This window comes from Vibrio thalassae (assembly GCF_900089835.1).
Lineage (GTDB): Bacteria > Pseudomonadota > Gammaproteobacteria > Enterobacterales > Vibrionaceae > Vibrio > Vibrio thalassae.
The window spans coordinates 24,905-42,629 of the sequence record NZ_OANU01000123.1 but is presented as its reverse complement, the minus strand read 5'-3'; the positions used below and the strand labels follow the sequence as shown (position 1 = coordinate 42,629).

The window sequence follows — 17,725 nt, the reverse complement described above, 5'->3', positions numbered from 1 at the left end:
ATTAACATAATGAACGGATACCCATAAATGCGTACCAGTAACTATCTTCTTTCTACTCTGAAGGAGACACCAAACGACGCAGAAGTTGTAAGTCACCAGCTTATGCTGCGTGCAGGTATGATTCGTAAACTAGCTTCAGGTTTATACACTTGGCTACCTACGGGTCTACGTGTTCTGCGTAAAGTCGAAAACATCGTTCGCCAAGAGATCGATAATGCAGGTGCAGTTGAGACTTTGATGCCCGTAGTGCAGCCGTTTGAACTATGGGAAGAAACAGGCCGATCTGAAAAGATGGGTGCGGAACTACTTCGCTTCACTGATCGCCACACGCGTCCGTTTGTTCTTAGCCCTACGGCTGAAGAAGTTATCACTAGCCTTGTTCGCAATGAAGTAAGCTCTTATAAACAGCTTCCACTGAACCTTTATCAGATTCAAACTAAGTTCCGTGATGAGCGCCGCCCTCGTTTTGGTGTGATGCGCGCACGTGAGTTCTCGATGATGGATGCGTACAGCTTCGATATGGACAAAGACGGTCTAGAGAAATCTTACCAAGCGATGCACGACGCTTATTGCAAAGCCTTTGATCGCATGGGTCTAGATTATCGTCCAGTATTAGCGGATACCGGTGCTATCGGTGGTAACGGTTCACACGAGTTCCACGTATTAGCAGAAAGCGGTGAAGATCTCATCGCCTTCTCTTCTGAGTCTGATTACGCAGCTAACATCGAAAAAGCGGAAGCAATTGCACCAGCAATGGAGCTAGCAGCACCGACTCAAGAGATGACATTGGTTGATACACCAAATGCCAAAACTATTGCAGAGCTTGTCGAGCAGTTCGATCTCCCTATCGAAAAGACCGTCAAAACTCTGTTTGTAAAAGCCTCTGAAGAGATCGATGCTCCACTTGTTGGATTAATCATTCGTGGTGACCACGAACTTAACGAGATCAAAGCAGAGAAATTGGCTGAAATCGCTTCACCGCTAGAAATGGCGACAGAAGAAGAGATTCGCGCAGCTATCGGTGCAGGCCCAGGTTCTCTTGGTCCGGTTGGCCTTGAACTGCCATTCATCGTTGATCGCTCTGTTGCAGTGATGAGCGACTTTGGAGCAGGTGCTAACATTGATGACAAACACTACTTTGGCATCAACTGGGGCCGCGATGTTGAGCTAGGAAAAGTCGAAGATTTGCGTAACGTTGTTGAAGGTGACCCTAGCCCATGCGGTCAAGGCACGCTTCAACTTAAGCGCGGTATCGAAGTGGGTCATATCTTCCAGCTTGGCAAAAACTACTCTGAGAAGATGAACTGTAGCGTACTTGGTCCAGACGGTAAAAACACCATTTTAGAGATGGGTTGTTACGGTATCGGTGTGTCTCGTGTTGTCGCTGCTGCAATTGAACAGAACAACGATAAATACGGCATTATTTGGCCAGATGCAATTGCGCCATTCCAAGTAGCGATTGTACCTATGAACATGCACAAATCTGAGCGTGTTAAAGAAGCGGCTGAAAAACTGTACGCTGAACTGACTGCTGCTGGCATCGAAGTCCTATTCGACGACCGTAAAGAACGCCCAGGCGTAATGTTCTCTGACATCGAGCTAATCGGTATTCCACATACGATCGTTATTGGCGACCGTAGCATGGATGAAGGTAACTTCGAGTATAAGAACCGCCGCACTGGTGATAAGACTGCGGTTGCGATGGACGAAATCGTCGCACACGTTACTTCACAACTAGCGTAGCAATACGTTGTCGCGTGAGTGACATCTTCGAAGCGCTGTTGACCAAAAATAACAACGACTTGATGATGGTCACTACCCTAACCTTTAAGGCCGCCTACGCGGCCTTTTTGTTATCTTCATATTCTGTTCATCTTCTCTCTTTTAGTATGACTATATCGGTAAGTATTAGGAGAACAAGATGGACTTGAAAGCACTGTTGAACCAAGCTCTCAACTCAGATATAGCAAAGCAAGCAACTCAAAAAGCGAGCCAATCTTCATCCAGTTTAAGTCATGCCTTTGGTGATAAAAAAACGCTAGGCGCACTGGGTGCAGGCGCGGTCGGTGGCGGTCTCCTTGGTATGCTGATGGGCTCTAAGAAAACCAAAAAAATGGGGAAAAAAGCATTGGGAGTTGGCGGCGCAGCAGCCCTTGGTGCTATGGCGTATAAGCTCTACAACGACTATAGCAACAAAGGAAACTCTGATGCGTCGATAGTTGCAAAGTCATCAGCACCAAGCAACTTTACTCAAACTCATCAACATTATGAATCGGTACTTAAAGCGATGATTGCCGCTGCCAAAGCTGATGGTCACATTGATGAGCAAGAAATGGCGAAAATCGACCAAGCGCTCTCAAGCTTAAATGCAGACCAATCTGTTCATCAGCTAATTCAAACTGAAATGGCCAAGCCGCTGGATCCAGCAGAAATTGCTAAGCTAGCCGTTTCACCTGAGCATGGTACAGAGATCTATTTAGCGAGCCTGTTAGTAGCAGACGAACAAAACTTTATGGAAAAGGCGTATTTGAAAGAACTGGCAAACCAGTTAGGGTTAGAAGAGGGATTGATTGCACAATTGAATGCACAGGTCACTCAATAAAGGCACAACGTACCTAAGGCCAAGTCAATGGCCTTAGGTACACGAATTCTTATTCTTCGCTTGTCACTGCAGCCGCCGCTTTAGCAGCACGTGCTTCCGCTTTGCGCTCATTACGCTTTGCTTGGTTCTCGACGAAACCAGCGAGCTCTTTATCCGCCCAAGCTTGAGCCAATTCTTGACTCTCAAAACCCATCTCACGCTTTGAAACAATCGTGCGGCGAGACGTTACTTGACGAATGATCTCTGCAGACCAGCCGTTACGCTTTTCCGTTAAACGGATAGTAAATTTTTTATTTTCAGACATTTATGTAGTTCCTAAAGACTTTGTTAAGGGATATTCCAGCAATGTAATGCTGGCCATCCCTAAGCCAGCGCGGTATTAGAACACAAATCGAGCGCTGACGCTCAGAGTTTTTATAAGAAAAAGTCCCCAGTGTTTCCACTGAGGACTTCATTAACTATTTAGATGTAACCTTTGAGGCAATGGCCTTAGTTCGATTACTTACTTACGTTCACGCGAGCGTTGCGGAACATGCGCATCCAAGCACTGTCTTCCCCCCAAGACTCAGGCGCCCAAGAGTTGGCAACCGTACGGAATACACGCTCTGGGTGTGGCATCATAATCGTCACACGACCGTCACGAGTCGTTAGACCTGTGATTGCGTTTGGTGAACCGTTCGGATTGTTTGGATACTGCTGTGTCGGGTTGCCGTTGTTATCAACGTAGCGCACCGCTACCGTACCTGATGCTTCAATCGCATTGAGGTGGTCAGTATCGCGCACTTCTACTCGACCTTCACCATGAGAAACTGCGATTGGCATACGTGAACCTTCCATACCATCGAAGAAGATAGAATCAGACTTCTGAACTTCTACTAGGCTGAAGCGAGCTTCAAAGCGCTCAGACTCGTTACGAACGAAGCGTGGCCATAGGTCTGCACCTGGGATCAGCTCTTTTAGGTTCGATAGCATCTGACAGCCGTTACACACACCCAGTGAGAAGGTGTCTTCACGGTGGAAGAAGCTTTGGAACTGGTCACGCGCTTGGTCGTTGAACAGGATAGACTTCGCCCAACCTTCACCCGCACCAAGAACATCACCGTAAGAGAAGCCACCACAAGCCACAAGGCCTTGGTACTCTTCTAGTACCGCTTGACCCGTTAGGATGTCGCTCATGTGAATGTCTGTTGCTTCAAAGCCAGCACGGTCAAACGCTGCTGCCATTTCAACGTGAGAGTTAACACCCTGCTCACGAAGAATTGCCATCTTAGGTTTCGCGCCCGTTGCAATATAAGGAGCAGCAACGTCTTCGTTAACGTCGAAGCTCAGTTTCACGTTCAGACCTGGGTCAGTGTTGTCTTTCTTCGCTTCGTGCTCTTGGTCTGCACACGCAGAGTTGTCACGTAGAGACTGCATCTTGTGCGTAGTTTCAGCCCAGATAGTACGTAACTCTGTACGAGAACGCTCAATAACAACCGCATCACCAGATGTGATAACGAAGTCGTCAGACGCTTCAACGCTGCCGATGACGTGAGAACATGCCTTTAGGCCGTTCGCCGCCAGAACCGCTTTCACTGCTTCTAGGTCGTCATTCTTAACCTGAACAACCGCACCTAGCTCTTCGTTAAATAGCGCTGCTAGTGCGTCCTCACCAAGGTCAGCGATATCCGCTTGAACGCCACAGTGACCTGCGAATGCCATCTCAGCAAGCGTTACGAATAGACCGCCATCGCCTTTATCGTGGTAAGCCACTAGCTTGTCATCACGAACAAGGGTTTGCATCGCATCGAAGAAGCCTTTTAGCTGCTCTGCGTTGTCTACGTCTGCTGGCTTATCACCAAGCTGCTTGTAAACCTGTGCTAATGCCGTTGCACCTAGACGGTTTTTACCGTTACCTAGATCAACAAGAACAAGAGATGAATCGCCTAGTCCTTCCAAGGTCTCAGGGGTGCGAAGCTGCGGTGTGACCGTCTTACGAACATCTTCGACACGACCAAATGCAGTGATTACCAGTGAAAGTGGCGACGTGACTTCTTTGTCTTTACCATTCTCATTCCACTTAGTCTTCATCGACATTGAGTCTTTACCTACTGGAATCGTAAGACCCAGTGCTGGACATAGCTCTTCACCTACCGCTTTCACCGCTTCGTAAAGACCTGCGTCTTCACCTGGGTGACCTGCTGGAGACATCCAGTTAGCTGACAGCTTGATACGCTTGATATCGCCGATGTCTGTTGCTGCGATGTTAGTCAGAGACTCACCTACCGCTAGACGCGCAGACGCGCCAAAGTCTAGTAGAGCAACTGGTGTGCGCTCACCCATAGACATCGCTTCACCGTGGTAAGTGTCGTAGCTCGCTGCAGTGACTGCGCAGTTTGCTACTGGCACCTGCCAAGGACCCACCATCTGGTCACGAGCAACCAGACCAGTAACCGTGCGGTCACCGATGGTGATTAGGAATGTTTTCTCTGCAACTGTTGGTAGGCGAAGAACGCGCTCAACCGCATCGTTCATTTCAATGCCTTCGCGAGAGATAGCAGGGCTGTCTACTTTCAGTGTTTTCGCATCACGGTGCATCTTCGGCGTTTTACCAAGAAGGATGTCCATCGGCATGTCGATTGGCGTGTTGTCGAAGTGTGAATCTTCAAGTTTCAGTTCACGCTCTTCTGTTGCCACACCCACTACTGCGTATGGTGCGCGCTCACGCTTACAGATAGCATCGAATGCTGCCATGTTCTCTGGCGCAACCGCCATTACATAGCGCTCTTGAGATTCGTTACACCAGATCTCAAGTGGGCTCATGCCTGGCTCATCATTAGGTACGTCACGTAGCTGGAAGATACCGCCGCGCTCACCGTCGTCAACAAGCTCAGGAAGTGCGTTTGAGATACCGCCTGCGCCCACATCGTGGATAAATGCGATTGGGTTGTCTTCACCTAGCTGCCAGCAGCGGTCGATCACTTCTTGACAGCGACGTTCCATCTCTGGGTTTTCACGCTGTACTGACGCAAAGTCTAGGTCTTCAGCAGACTGACCAGACGCCATAGAAGACGCTGCGCCGCCACCAAGACCGATGTTCATTGCAGGACCACCCAGCACGATTAGGCTTGCACCTACTGGGATCTCTTTCTTCTGAACGTGCTCATCACGGATGTTACCCATACCACCAGCAATCATGATTGGCTTGTGGTAACCACGTACCTCTTCACCTGCGTGAGACGTAACCTTCTCTTCGTAAGTACGGAAGTAACCCAGTAGGTTTGGACGACCAAATTCGTTGTTGAATGCGGCGCCGCCTAGTGGACCTTCTAGCATGATATCCAGTGCGTTAACGATACGGCCTGGCTTACCAAAGTCGGTTTCCCAAGGCTGTTCGAAGCCAGGAATGCGAAGGTTAGACGTGGTAAAGCCAACTAGACCTGCTTTTGGCTTACCGCCAATACCTGTTGCGCCTTCGTCACGGATTTCACCGCCGCTGCCTGTCGATGCACCTGGCCATGGAGAAATCGCTGTCGGGTGGTTGTGTGTTTCCACCTTCATTAGGATGTGCGCTTTCTCGTGGTTGTAGCCGTACTGACGTGTTTTTGGATCTGGGAAGAAACGACCCACTTCAGAGCCTTCCATAACCGCTGCATTGTCTTTATAAGCCGACAATACATAGTCAGGGGTTGTTTCGAACGTATTCTTAATCATCTTGAACAATGACTTCTCTTGCTTCACGCCATCGATTGTCCAATCGGCATTGAAAATCTTATGACGGCAATGCTCTGAGTTAGCCTGTGCAAACATCATCAGTTCGATATCAGTTGGATTACGCTCCAACTTACTTACAAAGCTTTCAACTAGATAGTCAATTTCATCTTCTGCAAGAGCAAGACCTAAAGTCACATTCGCTTCTTCTAGCGCTTTACGGCCACCCGTTAGTAGATCAACATCTGCCACTGGTGCTGGCTGTGCAACTTTAAATAGCGCTGCCGCCGATTCAAAATCAGAGAAGACCACTTCCATCATACGGTCATGGAGAACCGCTTTAAGCTCAATAAGCTGAAGTTCTGTTAAATCAGTTGATGCTTCAACGTAGTAGGCGGTGCCACGCTCTAGACGAGAAACTTTGCTCAGACCACAGTTATGAGCAATATTGGTAGACTTAGAAGACCATGGCGAGATAGTACCTGGACGAGGAGTCACAAGAAGCAACGTTCCTACTGGCTCGTGCTCTTCGATAGTTGGACCGTAGGTCAGCAACTTCTCTAATTTTTCAACTTCAGACTCATCCAGGTCTGCCGTTAGGTCGGCAAAGTGGGCAAACTCAGCGTAAATACCTGTTACGGGTAGGTTTAGTTCACGACAAAGCTCTAGTAGCTTGTTAACACGAAACTCAGAAAGAGCTGGGGAACCACGCAAAATTCTCATGTGCTTAGGTCTCTTATGCAGTTGATTTAGGTGAAATTATTATAAATTCAAACACTTATATGTATTTTTTGAACGTATAACAATTTATCCTAGTCCAATGCGGCGCTATTATAGAGGATTTTTTTTTGTGACGTAACCGCTAACGCAAACGTTTTCGTCATTTTTTTTCGATTTGCTGCAAACGATACCGTCCTGGTGATTGAGTGACCACTCTCGGGTGTTTGTGCCTTGTTACTTTGCCTACCCCTCCAGCTTTGGTATAAAGACACCACGAACATTGTGAGATAAATGAATTAATGCAAAATCCTTCTGTTGTTTGTTGGCTAAGTTCACGCTGGTTTAAAATTCTATCGGTTTGCCTATTAACCCTTGGCATGACTGGTTGCCAGATAGACTCTGACCCTAAAAGCGAACTTGAGAACATTAAAGAGCGTGGAGTACTTCGAGTCGGTACTCTCAACAATCAACTCTCCTACTACATTGGACCAGATGGCCCTACTGGATTGGATTATGAGTTGGCCAGACAATTTGCAGACGAACTCGGCGTGAGGCTGGAAATGAAGCCTGCTTATCGTCAAGCGAGCCTTTTCCCTGCATTGCAAAAGGGCGAAATCGATATTATCGCTGCGGGCTTAAGTCAGTCTCCTGAACGCATTAAACACTTTCGTTCAGGCCCAGCCTACTACTATGTCAGTCAACAAGTTGTCTATAAAAAGGGCCAATGGCGACCACGCAATCTAGAGCAGTTACTAAATAACCAACAAGAATTGATCGATAAAGCCAATGGTGAAGAGGTTTTTGCGATCGTCAAAGATTCTCACTTTGAACAAACACTGGCAAATGTCGCTAATAAAAACCCAGATTTCCGTTACTACATTGACGCAAACGCCGATGTCAATGACCTGCTAAAGCAAGTGTCTGACGGTCAACTTAAATTCACAATGGCTGATTCGGTAGAACTGTCGCTTTCTCAACGCATATATCCTGATCTCGCATTGGCGTTCGAGATGACAGAAGATCAGCCGATCTCTTGGTATATGCGTAAATCTGAAGATGAAAGTTTGTACGCGCTAATGATCGAGTTTTTTGGCCGACTAAAACAGACCGGGGAGCTGGCCAATTTAGAAGAAAAGTACATTGGTCATATTGGTGTTTTCGACTATGTCGATACCCGAGCGTTTATTCGCGCCTTGGATGGCAAGTTACCGAAGTGGTCACCACTGTTTAAGAAATATTCGAACGAATTTGATTGGCGCTTAATTGCGGCTCTTGCTTACCAAGAGTCACATTGGAACCCTATTGCTAAATCACCAACAGGGGTTCGAGGCATGATGATGCTTACTCTGCCAACGGCGAAAAGTGTTGGTGTAACCAATCGTTTGGATCCAGAGCAATCTGTCCGTGGTGGGGTTGAATACCTAAGACGAATAGTTGATCGCGTACCCGATTCTATCGCGGAGCATGAAAAAATCTGGTTTGCACTGGCCTCGTACAATGTCGGCTTTGGCCATATGATGGATGCAAGACGCCTCACTAAACGCCAAGGTGGAGACCCTGACGCTTGGGCGGACGTAAAAGACCGCTTACCTCTGCTACGTCAGAAGAAATACTATAGCCAAACTCGCTACGGCTATGCGCGTGGTGATGAAGCGAGAAACTATGTTGAGAATATCCGTCGCTATTATCAAAGTATTATTGGTCATATCGACAAGCAAATCGCAGCAGAAGCTGAGCAGGAGTTCAGCACCGAAGACTTGATTGTGATTCCGCCACTACCTCCGGTTTCTAGTGCGTCAGGTTCAGAGCAACATTCAACGACCACAGAAACAGAAGCTCCTGCAAGCCAACCTTAAGGGCAGATGAAACACTAAATAAGATATGGTTCAAGTATGCGACTATAATCCTACTTCGCATACTTGAAATCTAATTCTCAAGCCCTTACATTAAAGTTTGAGATTGATCATTAGCTAAGTCTTAAAATGGCGTGATAATCTCCTCTACCGCAAGGTACTGTCGTACTTCTGCTAACACTCTGCACAATCTCAACCACCTTATTTCGAATAAGGCGGATGTTTGTGTTTCGTACTCCGACATCGATCCATTGATAAGGACATCTATTCTGCAATGATTGTGTATAGATACAGATCGGAGAGGTTTATATTTAGTGATAGGAGGTAGTTTTATGCTTGCAAGGAAAAGAAAGCAATCTAAACACCTTAATAAGACGGTGGCAGCAAACCGCCGCAAAAGAAAAGTTGCCAATAATAAAAAGAAAGTTATCTGGCGTCACCGCGCATTTATGCAGTTACTCACTCCATAAAGCAAAGACAGCAAACATCTGCTAGGCAGGTGTTTGCTAAAAATCACTCTTCACCTTTCACCTGCGTATCGCGCTGCTGTTGCTTCTTCTGCTTTATTTCTTTACGTCGACGTTTGAAGAAGGCCTGCAACTGGTCACGGCATTCTGCCTCCAATAACCCCGACTCTACATCGGCATAATGGTAAGAGGCTTGGCTTTCAAACAGGTTCAATACCGTGCCTGCCGCTCCAGCTTTTAAATCAGGTGCGCCAAATACAATCCGCTTTACTCGACTGTGTAATAGTGCTCCAGCACACATTGGGCAGGGCTCTAGCGTCACATATAAAGTCGTATCTAACAATCGATAGTTCTCGATACTCTGACCCGCCTTGCGTATCACTTGCATCTCCGCGTGGGCTGTCGCATCGTGATGACCAATCGACTGATTCCAACCTTCAGCGATAATCTGGCCATTTTTTACTAATACCGCCCCAACAGGCACTTCACCTTCGTGCTCTGCATGACTGGCTAACTCCATCGCGCGCTGCATAAAGCGTCGATCTTGGTCATTAAACTCAAAGGTCATTTGCTTATCCGTCATGTTTCTCTTTGCTTAGTGCATCTGATAAATAATCAATGAGCGTTCGCACCTTCGACGTCAACATCCGATTTTGTGGATACAGTGCCCAGATACCTTCACGATCACCACGATACGAGGTTAGTACTTCCACTAACTCCCCCGCCTCTAGGTAAGGCTGCACATAATAATCCGGAAGTTGGACGATCCCTAAACCTTTTAATGCGGCATCGACCAACGCATAGCCGCTATTGCACTGTACTCGACCATCAACATGAATAAGGCGTTCTGAGCCTTTTTCATCAAAGCGCCAATACTTTGTCGACCCCCGTAAGCAGCTGTGACGTTTCAATTCAGACAGCGTATGAGGTTCACCATGGTTTTCCAGATAAGTAGGGCTTGCACAGACGAACATATGACGGTCGAGTAATTTACGCGCCATCATAGAAGAATCCTCTAATCGACCAAGTCGAACGGCTAAATCAAAACCCTCTTCGACCAGATTCATCTTTTGGTTAGAAAGGATCAAATCCAGTTCGATTTGCGGATGCATCAATAGGAATTCGTGCATCAAAGGCGCAAGAACCTGCTCACCAAACGTCACCGGTGCCGTCATCTTAATTTTACCTTTCGGAGTCGATTGGAGCTGAGTAATGGCCAACTCCGCAAGAGCCAGACCATCGACAAGAGGCTTACAATGTTGGTAGTAAGTAGCTCCAACTTCCGTTACCGATACTTTGCGAGTCGTTCTAACAAAAAGCTTTACCCCAAGCTTTTCTTCTAACGCATTTACCCTGCGACTAATATTCGCAACGGATGTTGCCAATCTCTCTGCTGCTCCAGTAAAACTCTGCGTTTCTACGACTGCAACAAACTCATTAATCCCTTCCCAATTTGCCATTTCAAACCTCACTATTACTTCCACGTAATAGTGTATTTCAATTTTTACCAATTATCATTAATTGCGAAATAAATATACTAAGCCCATCTGATGCAAACGGCGAGAAGTGAACTAACCTTACTCAAGTTAGCCGTTAAGTTAATTTTGTGACCTTACAATAATAGGAATAATCATGACTGAGCAATTTATCAAATCACGAGCAGCTGTCGCTTGGGGTCCAAACCAACCGCTAAAAATGGAAGAAGTCGATGTTATGCTTCCAAAAGCGGGTGAAGTACTGGTAAAAATTGTAGCAACTGGCGTATGTCACACTGACGCATTCACCCTATCTGGTGATGATCCAGAAGGTATTTTCCCAAGCATTCTTGGTCACGAAGGCGGCGGCATTGTTGAAATGGTTGGTGAAGGCGTGACTAGCGTTGAAGTTGGAGACCATGTTATCCCTCTTTACACCGCTGAATGTGGCGAATGTAAATTCTGTAAGTCTGGTAAAACTAACCTTTGCCAAGCCGTTCGCGAAACTCAAGGTAAAGGCTTAATGCCTGATGGTACCACTCGTTTCTATAAAGACGGTCAGCCAATCTATCACTATATGGGTTGCTCTACTTTCTCTGAGTACACTGTATTGCCAGAAATTTCATTGGCTAAAGTGAACAAAGAAGCCCCTCTAGAAGAAGTGTGCTTACTTGGTTGTGGCGTGACTACCGGTATGGGTGCGGTACTTAACACCGCTAAAGTAGAAAAAGGCGATACTGTGGCTATCTTTGGTCTTGGTGGTATCGGTCTGTCTGCCATCATCGGTGCTCGTATGGCTGGTGCAAGCAAAATCATTGGTGTAGACATCAATGAAAGCAAATTCGAGCTTGCTCAACAGTTGGGCGCAACTGACGTGATCAACCCTCAAAAATTCGATAAGCCTATTCAAGAAGTCATTATCGAAATGACAGATGGTGGCGTAGATTACTCTTTCGAATGTATCGGCAACGTAAACGTCATGCGTCAAGCATTAGAGTGCTGCCACAAAGGTTGGGGGGAGTCCGTTATCATCGGTGTCGCTGGGGCAGGTCAAGAGATCTCAACTCGCCCATTCCAGTTGGTGACTGGTCGTGTTTGGCGCGGTAGTGCGTTTGGTGGTGTAAAAGGCCGCAGCGAACTACCAGAAATTGTTGAGCGTTACATGGCTGGTGAATTTGGCTTGCAAGAGTTCATCACTCATACCATGCCACTAGATAACATTAACGAAGCATTCGAATTAATGCACAAAGGCGAAAGTATTCGTACTGTTATTCACTACTAATCATTTAGGGTCCTAGTACTCTAGGGCCCGCGCTTTTAAATTGGATGGATAGAATGACCATAGAAAATGTAAGCCAAGCCAAAGTGTTTGGTGGATGGCACAAACAATACCATCACCAATCTTCATCACTAAATTGTCAGATGAGATTTGCCATCTATTTGCCACCTGAAGCGAGCGCTGATAATCCAGTACCCGTCCTCTACTGGCTCTCAGGCTTAACCTGCACCGACGAAAACTTCATGCAAAAAGCAGGTGCTTTCCGTATGGCAGCAAAACTCGGTATTGCCATCGTCGCACCCGATACAAGTCCACGCGGTGAAGGCGTTGCCGATGATCCTGAAGGCGCTTATGACTTTGGTTTAGGCGCAGGGTTTTATGTCAATGCAACACAAGCACCTTGGAACCAACATTACCGAATGTACAGCTATGTTGTTGACGAGTTACCTAAGCTGATTGAACAGCACTTTCCGGTTACCCAAGTCCGCTCCATTTCAGGACATAGCATGGGTGGACACGGTGCATTGACCATTGGTTTGAAAAACAGCGACCGCTATCGCTCTATTTCCGCTTTCAGCCCTATCAGCAATCCAATGAATTGCCCTTGGGGACAGAAAGCACTGAGTCAATATCTTGGTAACAATACTGACGACTGGAAGCAGTATGACAGTGCAGAGTTGCTAAAATCTAAGATGACAACATTGCCGATTTTAGTTGACCAAGGTGAAGATGATGGGTTCTTACAAGAGCAGCTAAAACCTGAATTACTTCTAGCAGCAGCTGAAATCTCTGGCAGTGATATAAAACTTCGCATGCAGCCAGGATATGACCACAGCTACTTCTTTATTCAGAGCTTTATTGAGGATCACTTACGTTTCCACGCAGGATTCTTAAAAGACTAGAAAGTCTGTAGTCGAGAACAAAAAAAGCCCGTCTTTTCGATGAAAGACGGGCTTTTCTATTCAAGCACTTCTTACATTGTGTAAGTGTATGGTGCTTGGATACCTAGAGGAATCCCTAGCGCCCAGTATGCAAGTAAGAAGATAGTCCAACCAATGAGCATTGCAATTGAGAATGGCATCATCAGAGACGCTAACGTACCGATACCAGTCGACTTAACGTAACGTTGACAGTAAACCACAACAAGCGGGAAGAATACCATCAGTGGTGAAATGATGTTAGAAACCGAATCACCTACACGGTATGCCGCTTGAGATAGCTCAGGAGAGATACCTACAGCCATTAGCATTGGAACTAGAATTGGACCAATCAGTGCCCATTTCGCCGATGCTGAACCGACAAGAAGGTTAACGCACGCTGTTAGAAGAATCATACCAACAATCGTCGCTTCACCTGGAAGGTTCATTGCTTTAAGACCTTCAGCACCATATAACGCTAGCATAGTACCGATGTTTGATTGGCCAAACGCCGAAAGGAATTGTGCACAGAAGAATGACATTACAATGTACGCACCCATGGTCGCCATGGTTTCTGACATCGCTTTGATAACATCATTGCTATTCTTAAATGTGCCTGAAACACGGCCGTAAACGTAACCGGGGATGATAAAGAGAATGAAGATCAATGGAACAATCGACTTCATCAATGGTGCTGAGAACGCGGTGATTTCGCCTTCAGGTGAACGAAGTGCTGATGTTTCAGGAATGATTGCAGCAATCAATAGCACAATACCGATAACCATAGACCAACCTGCCGCACGGAATGCTTTAGATTCAGTTTCAGTAAATGTACCTAGATCAGGTGCTTCTTCTGCATCTTCGTCAACCGGTGTATTCGCTAGACGAGGCTCGATGATCTTCTCAGTCACATACCAACCAATAGCGATAATGATTACTGAAGATAGACCGGTGAAGAAGATATTCGCTAGTGGGTTAACGATGTATTCAGGGTCTAGAACTTGAGCTGAAGTTTGGGTGAAACCAGCAAGTAGAGGGTCAATACCTGAAGGAATAAAGTTCGCAGAGAAACCACCAGATACCCCAGCAAATGCTGCGGCAATACCCGCTAATGGGTGACGGCCTGCTGCGTGGAAAATGATACCACCTAGAGGGATAACCAGTACGTAGCCTGCGTCTGCTGCTGTGTGCGATACAATCGCAACAAGGATAAGCATCGGCGTTAGTAATTTAGCTGGTGTGAAGTTAAGCATCTTCTTAAGGCCTGTAGTAATAAAGCCCGAAGAGTCAGCAACACCAACACCTAGCATCGCAACAAGAACGATACCTAGCGGTGCAAAGCCGGTAAAGGTTGTCACCATATTCGCTAGGAAGCTCGCAAGTGCTTCACCAGTCAGTAGGTTGTTTACCTCTAATGCAGTGCCTGTACGTGGGTTAATCAGATCAAAGCTGACGTTAGATAAAAGTGCTGACGCAACCCAAACAATAACCAGTGCCCAGAAGAAAAGAATCGCAGGATCTGGGATCTTGTTCCCTGCTTTCTCAATAAAGTTTAAAAAGCGATCCATTCCACTCGGCTTTGGAGCTGGTGCTTGATTAATCGATTGGTTACTCATGGTAACTCCGTGTGTGATGTTGTTATTTGTTGGTCTCATCGCGTTAAGCGAAAAGATTATATTTGCGTGACCATTTTATTTAAAAAAGATGAAAATAGTAGATAATTTGGAACTTTTTCCACATTTGTAGACTGATTTTGCAAAAAACACCGATTAACATAACATTTAACCAACATGTAAACGCACAAATGCAAAACAATTATCTAACTAGCACGCAAAGTGCCCGATTATATAAACATAGCTTATATTTTCACCATCATCTAAGCGTGCAATAGTTATAGAACTCACACTAATGTGAGATATGAGTCTTGATTCACTTGCTTCGAGGAAAAATCACTAGATAGCGGGGAAGAAAACTAATCAAACTCACTAAAACGAGAAATCTGCGTGACCAAAGTGACATTGCGTCTCACTCCTAGTCGATCAATCCAAGATACCTCGACCTTCACGGTTTTGATGTTTCCATCCATAGCCACTTGCAACACTGTCCATTCAACATAAAAAGTGGGATGTGAGTTATCCTGACCGTCAACAATATCTGTCATATAGTTCGCCACTGCTTGAGAAGAAACCAAAGGATCGGCTCCACGAGTTCGAAACCACTCTAGTTTGGCTTCGGCAAGCCCTAACGCCTGAATACTCCTATAAGCAAAATCAGAGCGCTGCTCTAAATCGATCTGCATTTTCACTAGCCCCAGCGCACCAACGCCTAATAGACACAATGCGACCAAGACTTCAATGAGGCCAATTCCACTCTGTCTAAAAATCACGCCATGCCCCCTTTTTCCACCGATAACTCGCTCCCGCCGAACTTGAGTGAGTAATCACATCTTGATTATATTGAAAGCTTAATGAATCGTTGAATAACGCAAGATGTTCGGTGTTGGCGTAATCAAAAAACGCCCCCCCAGTAATCTCAAAACTCCCTTCCTGGTAGTAGGCTGCAAGCTCTTGCTCTTCTGAAAAATTTGCACCTAAACTATCCGCCATTCCTAACTGCTGCCACCGCGCTATAGAGGGCTCAAAACCTTGATTAAAGTGAAACAAGACCCCCTTAATTGTGACTGCCCCCTGCATCGCAAATATGCCCTCATGAACCAGTAAAGTAATCCCATCACTGGCTTCAGAAAGCGCTTTAATGTCTTTCAGGTGGCTCTTCGATATCACACAAGAGCCATTTATCCATAAATGCAGGTTGCCTTGCCTGAGCTGCTTGAGTATTTCTGCTCCGCAATCTTTGCCCATCCATTCGCCAGTAACTGTTTGCGATTCGAGGTTTATCTCACTAAATACGCCGTTAGTTCTCACCACATCATGTTGCTCACGTGAGACACCAAAAAAATCTTCGAACACGCTAAGCTGGTCGTCTTGTACAATATCGTGAGCAAAACATTTAGGTTCGGAGAGTGAGCTACAACTGCCAGAGACCTTAGTCACATATGCCTCTAAACATTTTTTATGGCTTACAAACTCTTCACTTGGCTTGGGGCCAGTACTCAACCCTTTATTTTCTAAAGCACCAGTTGCGGAAAGATGACCTTTGACTCTAAATGCTGTGCACTCCCAGCCTTCATCCGCTTCCCTGCCTGGGTCAGGCGTATTTATCACTACAGATGACTTAAATTTCATACTTGCAGAGGCTTGTATTGCGCCCGATTTTAATTTGGACTCCGCCAATGCAAAACGTCGACTAACTTTCTGATTTCCTGATGTTGCAGAAACCACTACATCGCCTGTCGTACTGTCCAACCAGAGTTTAGACGTGACCAATAGTGTTTGGTCGCAAGCCGGAAGATTAGCTGGAAGTGTCTTTAGAGGAAAAAACTGAGCTATCGCGCATTCCACACCACCCTCTGCGAGCCAAAAAGACTGTCGAGACTCTATTTCATTCTGAGCACGTTTAATCTCGTAAAATGTCGTCTTATACATCGCGATAAATAGCATCAAGGCTAAGCTCAATAATATTGAAGTCATCATTAACGCGATCGCCCCTCGCTGATACTTAACTTTCATGGTGCGTTCCTCACCATGAAGCTTCTATAAATAGAAGCAGTAACAGACGCCTTGGCTCTCAAATGTCCCTGAATCACAAACGTAATAAACTGATTAGAATGATAGGAAGCACCAACCGCAGTGCCCGTCACTTCGAAGTGAGAAATCGCGATAAAATTGGGTTCGAATATCGACGTACACCCAGAAGCGTTGGAGAAGCTGATGTCTTTCGCTCCCGACACCAAGCTTGTAACCGAGCGACAGATCTTCAGTTTTTGAGCATCACTATCAAATTGCCAAACCACATTTTCAATCGGCTTAGCGAGTCCAGGATCTCTATCATCCCAGTAAGCATACTGAACCGATGCACCTTCACTCGAAATATAGACGGTTCGTGTTGATCCTTTGGGGCTCAACGTCGCACCGTATTGACCAAACGCACCGGAGCGAATCAAGTCATTTTGCAAGCGTCTTGCAGTCGTCGATAAGGCTTGTTGGAGAATGAGTAACTGTGAGCGCTCAATAACGTGGCGCTGGAGGGAAATGTAGAAAGTCACTACAGCAGATAGCACCAATAAACTTAGCGCCATAGCAACAACGAGTTCTATCAGCGTAATTCCTCGTATTTGACTAGGCCATGTTGTCATTTAGGGCATGCACCAAAGCCAAAATTAATATCACCAACATCACAGACGATTACTCGACCAGAAACACTGTGAGTCCGAATATTGATATACGATGCGATATCACTCAATGGCTGTATTTTGATAGTGCCATTGGTCAGCGCCATACCGGATAAATTATCAAACTTTATCCGAGCGTTAGAATGGTTGAGTGACAATTCAATTCCTTTAAGCACCTCACCTTTCATATGCCGCAATACAGTCGCATTTGAGTCGTTGATATCAGCTCGATTGGTCACTTGAATGCTCCATAGATCGGCTTCCGATTGCTCAGATGATTTCAAAAAATGAACCCACAACGGCATGTTCTGCGCAATCGACTCGGCCTTTGTCTGTATAAGTAATGCATACAACTCATTCGCTGCTGCCGTGGCTTTTAGTTTCTTGGAGGCCATCTGGAACTCGGGGACAACAGCAAAGAGCAGAGCACT

Annotated in this window: 15 protein-coding genes; 6 read left to right on the top strand and 9 right to left on the bottom strand. The window is 46.0% G+C overall.

Translation table 11 applies throughout. The features are described from left to right. Positions 1–27 precede the first annotated feature (27 nt). Positions 28–1,743, top strand: a complete 1,716-nt coding sequence (locus VTH8203_RS20545) for a proline--tRNA ligase (protein ID WP_096995325.1) — start codon at positions 28–30, stop codon at positions 1,741–1,743. Positions 1,744–1,921: 178 nt separating this feature from the next. After that, positions 1,922–2,602 (top strand): tellurite resistance TerB family protein, encoded by a 681-nt coding sequence (locus tag VTH8203_RS20540; RefSeq protein WP_096995324.1) that lies wholly within the window; start codon positions 1,922–1,924, stop codon positions 2,600–2,602. A 49-nt stretch (positions 2,603–2,651) separates the two neighbouring features. Here VTH8203_RS20540 and VTH8203_RS20535 read toward each other — a convergent pair whose 3' ends face one another. Next, positions 2,652–2,906 (bottom strand): DUF3622 domain-containing protein, encoded by a 255-nt coding sequence (locus VTH8203_RS20535; protein ID WP_096995323.1) that lies wholly within the window; start codon positions 2,904–2,906, stop codon positions 2,652–2,654. A 194-nt stretch (positions 2,907–3,100) separates the two neighbouring features. Then, complete coding sequence (purL, locus tag VTH8203_RS20530; RefSeq protein ID WP_096995322.1) at positions 3,101–7,015, bottom strand: phosphoribosylformylglycinamidine synthase; 3,915 nt, start codon at positions 7,013–7,015, stop codon at positions 3,101–3,103. A gap of 374 nt (positions 7,016–7,389) precedes the next feature. On the opposite strand from purL, the gene mltF reads away from it, so the two are divergent. Together mltF and VTH8203_RS24805 are read left to right on the top strand one after the other, a co-directional pair. After that, positions 7,390–8,868 (top strand): membrane-bound lytic murein transglycosylase MltF, encoded by a 1,479-nt coding sequence (mltF, locus tag VTH8203_RS20520; protein ID WP_244181284.1) that lies wholly within the window; start codon positions 7,390–7,392, stop codon positions 8,866–8,868. Between the two features lie 329 nt (positions 8,869–9,197). Then, complete coding sequence (locus VTH8203_RS24805; RefSeq protein WP_167385852.1) at positions 9,198–9,335, top strand: hypothetical protein; 138 nt, start codon at positions 9,198–9,200, stop codon at positions 9,333–9,335. A 43-nt stretch (positions 9,336–9,378) separates the two neighbouring features. Here the strand turns inward: VTH8203_RS24805 and tadA are convergent, their stop codons facing one another. Continuing rightward, complete coding sequence (tadA, locus tag VTH8203_RS20515; RefSeq protein ID WP_096995319.1) at positions 9,379–9,915, bottom strand: tRNA adenosine(34) deaminase TadA; 537 nt, start codon at positions 9,913–9,915, stop codon at positions 9,379–9,381. Beyond that, a complete protein-coding gene (locus tag VTH8203_RS20510; RefSeq protein WP_096995318.1) occupies positions 9,905–10,792 on the bottom strand; it encodes a LysR family transcriptional regulator in 888 nt (295 codons plus the stop codon). The genes tadA and VTH8203_RS20510 overlap by 11 nt, the downstream gene beginning before the upstream one ends. 172 nt (positions 10,793–10,964) lie before the next feature. Here VTH8203_RS20510 and VTH8203_RS20505 point away from each other — a divergent pair, with 172 nt between their 5' ends. Together VTH8203_RS20505 and fghA are read left to right on the top strand one after the other, a co-directional pair. Next, a complete protein-coding gene (locus tag VTH8203_RS20505; protein ID WP_096995317.1) occupies positions 10,965–12,089 on the top strand; it encodes an S-(hydroxymethyl)glutathione dehydrogenase/class III alcohol dehydrogenase in 1,125 nt (374 codons plus the stop codon). 53 nt (positions 12,090–12,142) lie between these two features. Beyond that, positions 12,143–12,988, top strand: coding sequence for an S-formylglutathione hydrolase (gene fghA, locus VTH8203_RS20500; RefSeq protein ID WP_096995316.1), 846 nt, complete (start codon positions 12,143–12,145; stop codon positions 12,986–12,988). A gap of 71 nt (positions 12,989–13,059) precedes the next feature. Here fghA and VTH8203_RS20495 read toward each other — a convergent pair whose 3' ends face one another. The 5 genes from VTH8203_RS20495 to VTH8203_RS20475 all read right to left on the bottom strand — a co-directional run bounded on the left by VTH8203_RS20495 (position 13,060) and on the right by VTH8203_RS20475 (position 17,689). Then, on the bottom strand, positions 13,060–14,619 hold the full coding sequence (locus VTH8203_RS20495; RefSeq protein ID WP_096995315.1) for an AbgT family transporter: 1,560 nt from the start codon (positions 14,617–14,619) through the stop codon (positions 13,060–13,062). Between the two features lie 356 nt (positions 14,620–14,975). Then, positions 14,976–15,389, bottom strand: coding sequence for a type IV pilus modification PilV family protein (locus VTH8203_RS20490; RefSeq protein WP_096995314.1), 414 nt, complete (start codon positions 15,387–15,389; stop codon positions 14,976–14,978). After that, positions 15,379–16,632, bottom strand: a complete 1,254-nt coding sequence (locus VTH8203_RS20485; RefSeq protein ID WP_096995313.1) for a hypothetical protein — start codon at positions 16,630–16,632, stop codon at positions 15,379–15,381. Before VTH8203_RS20485 ends, VTH8203_RS20490 begins: the two co-directional genes overlap by 11 nt. Further along, on the bottom strand, positions 16,629–17,258 hold the full coding sequence (locus tag VTH8203_RS20480; protein ID WP_096995312.1) for a PilW family protein: 630 nt from the start codon (positions 17,256–17,258) through the stop codon (positions 16,629–16,631). The genes VTH8203_RS20485 and VTH8203_RS20480 overlap by 4 nt, the downstream gene beginning before the upstream one ends. Beyond that, a complete protein-coding gene (locus VTH8203_RS20475; RefSeq protein ID WP_158296209.1) occupies positions 17,255–17,689 on the bottom strand; it encodes a GspH/FimT family protein in 435 nt (144 codons plus the stop codon). Before VTH8203_RS20475 ends, VTH8203_RS20480 begins: the two co-directional genes overlap by 4 nt. Positions 17,690–17,725 lie beyond the last annotated feature (36 nt).

Bases quoted from the DNA above. Each gene is read 5' to 3' on its own strand.
- VTH8203_RS20545 (WP_096995325.1), top strand. From the start codon at position 28: ATGCGTACCAGTAACTATCTTCTTTCTACTCTGAAGGAGACACCAAAC.
- VTH8203_RS20540 (WP_096995324.1), top strand. From the start codon at position 1,922: ATGGACTTGAAAGCACTGTTGAACCAAGCTCTCAACTCAGATATAGCA.
- VTH8203_RS20535 (WP_096995323.1), bottom strand. From the start codon at position 2,906: ATGTCTGAAAATAAAAAATTTACTATCCGTTTAACGGAAAAGCGTAAC.
- purL (WP_096995322.1), bottom strand. From the start codon at position 7,015: ATGAGAATTTTGCGTGGTTCCCCAGCTCTTTCTGAGTTTCGTGTTAAC.
- mltF (WP_244181284.1), top strand. From the start codon at position 7,390: ATGACTGGTTGCCAGATAGACTCTGACCCTAAAAGCGAACTTGAGAAC.
- VTH8203_RS24805 (WP_167385852.1), top strand. From the start codon at position 9,198: ATGCTTGCAAGGAAAAGAAAGCAATCTAAACACCTTAATAAGACGGTG.
- tadA (WP_096995319.1), bottom strand. From the start codon at position 9,915: ATGACGGATAAGCAAATGACCTTTGAGTTTAATGACCAAGATCGACGC.
- VTH8203_RS20510 (WP_096995318.1), bottom strand. From the start codon at position 10,792: ATGGCAAATTGGGAAGGGATTAATGAGTTTGTTGCAGTCGTAGAAACG.
- VTH8203_RS20505 (WP_096995317.1), top strand. From the start codon at position 10,965: ATGACTGAGCAATTTATCAAATCACGAGCAGCTGTCGCTTGGGGTCCA.
- fghA (WP_096995316.1), top strand. From the start codon at position 12,143: ATGACCATAGAAAATGTAAGCCAAGCCAAAGTGTTTGGTGGATGGCAC.
- VTH8203_RS20495 (WP_096995315.1), bottom strand. From the start codon at position 14,619: ATGAGTAACCAATCGATTAATCAAGCACCAGCTCCAAAGCCGAGTGGA.
- VTH8203_RS20485 (WP_096995313.1), bottom strand. From the start codon at position 16,632: ATGAAAGTTAAGTATCAGCGAGGGGCGATCGCGTTAATGATGACTTCA.
- VTH8203_RS20480 (WP_096995312.1), bottom strand. From the start codon at position 17,258: ATGACAACATGGCCTAGTCAAATACGAGGAATTACGCTGATAGAACTC.
- VTH8203_RS20475 (WP_158296209.1), bottom strand. From the start codon at position 17,689: ATGGCCTCCAAGAAACTAAAAGCCACGGCAGCAGCGAATGAGTTGTAT.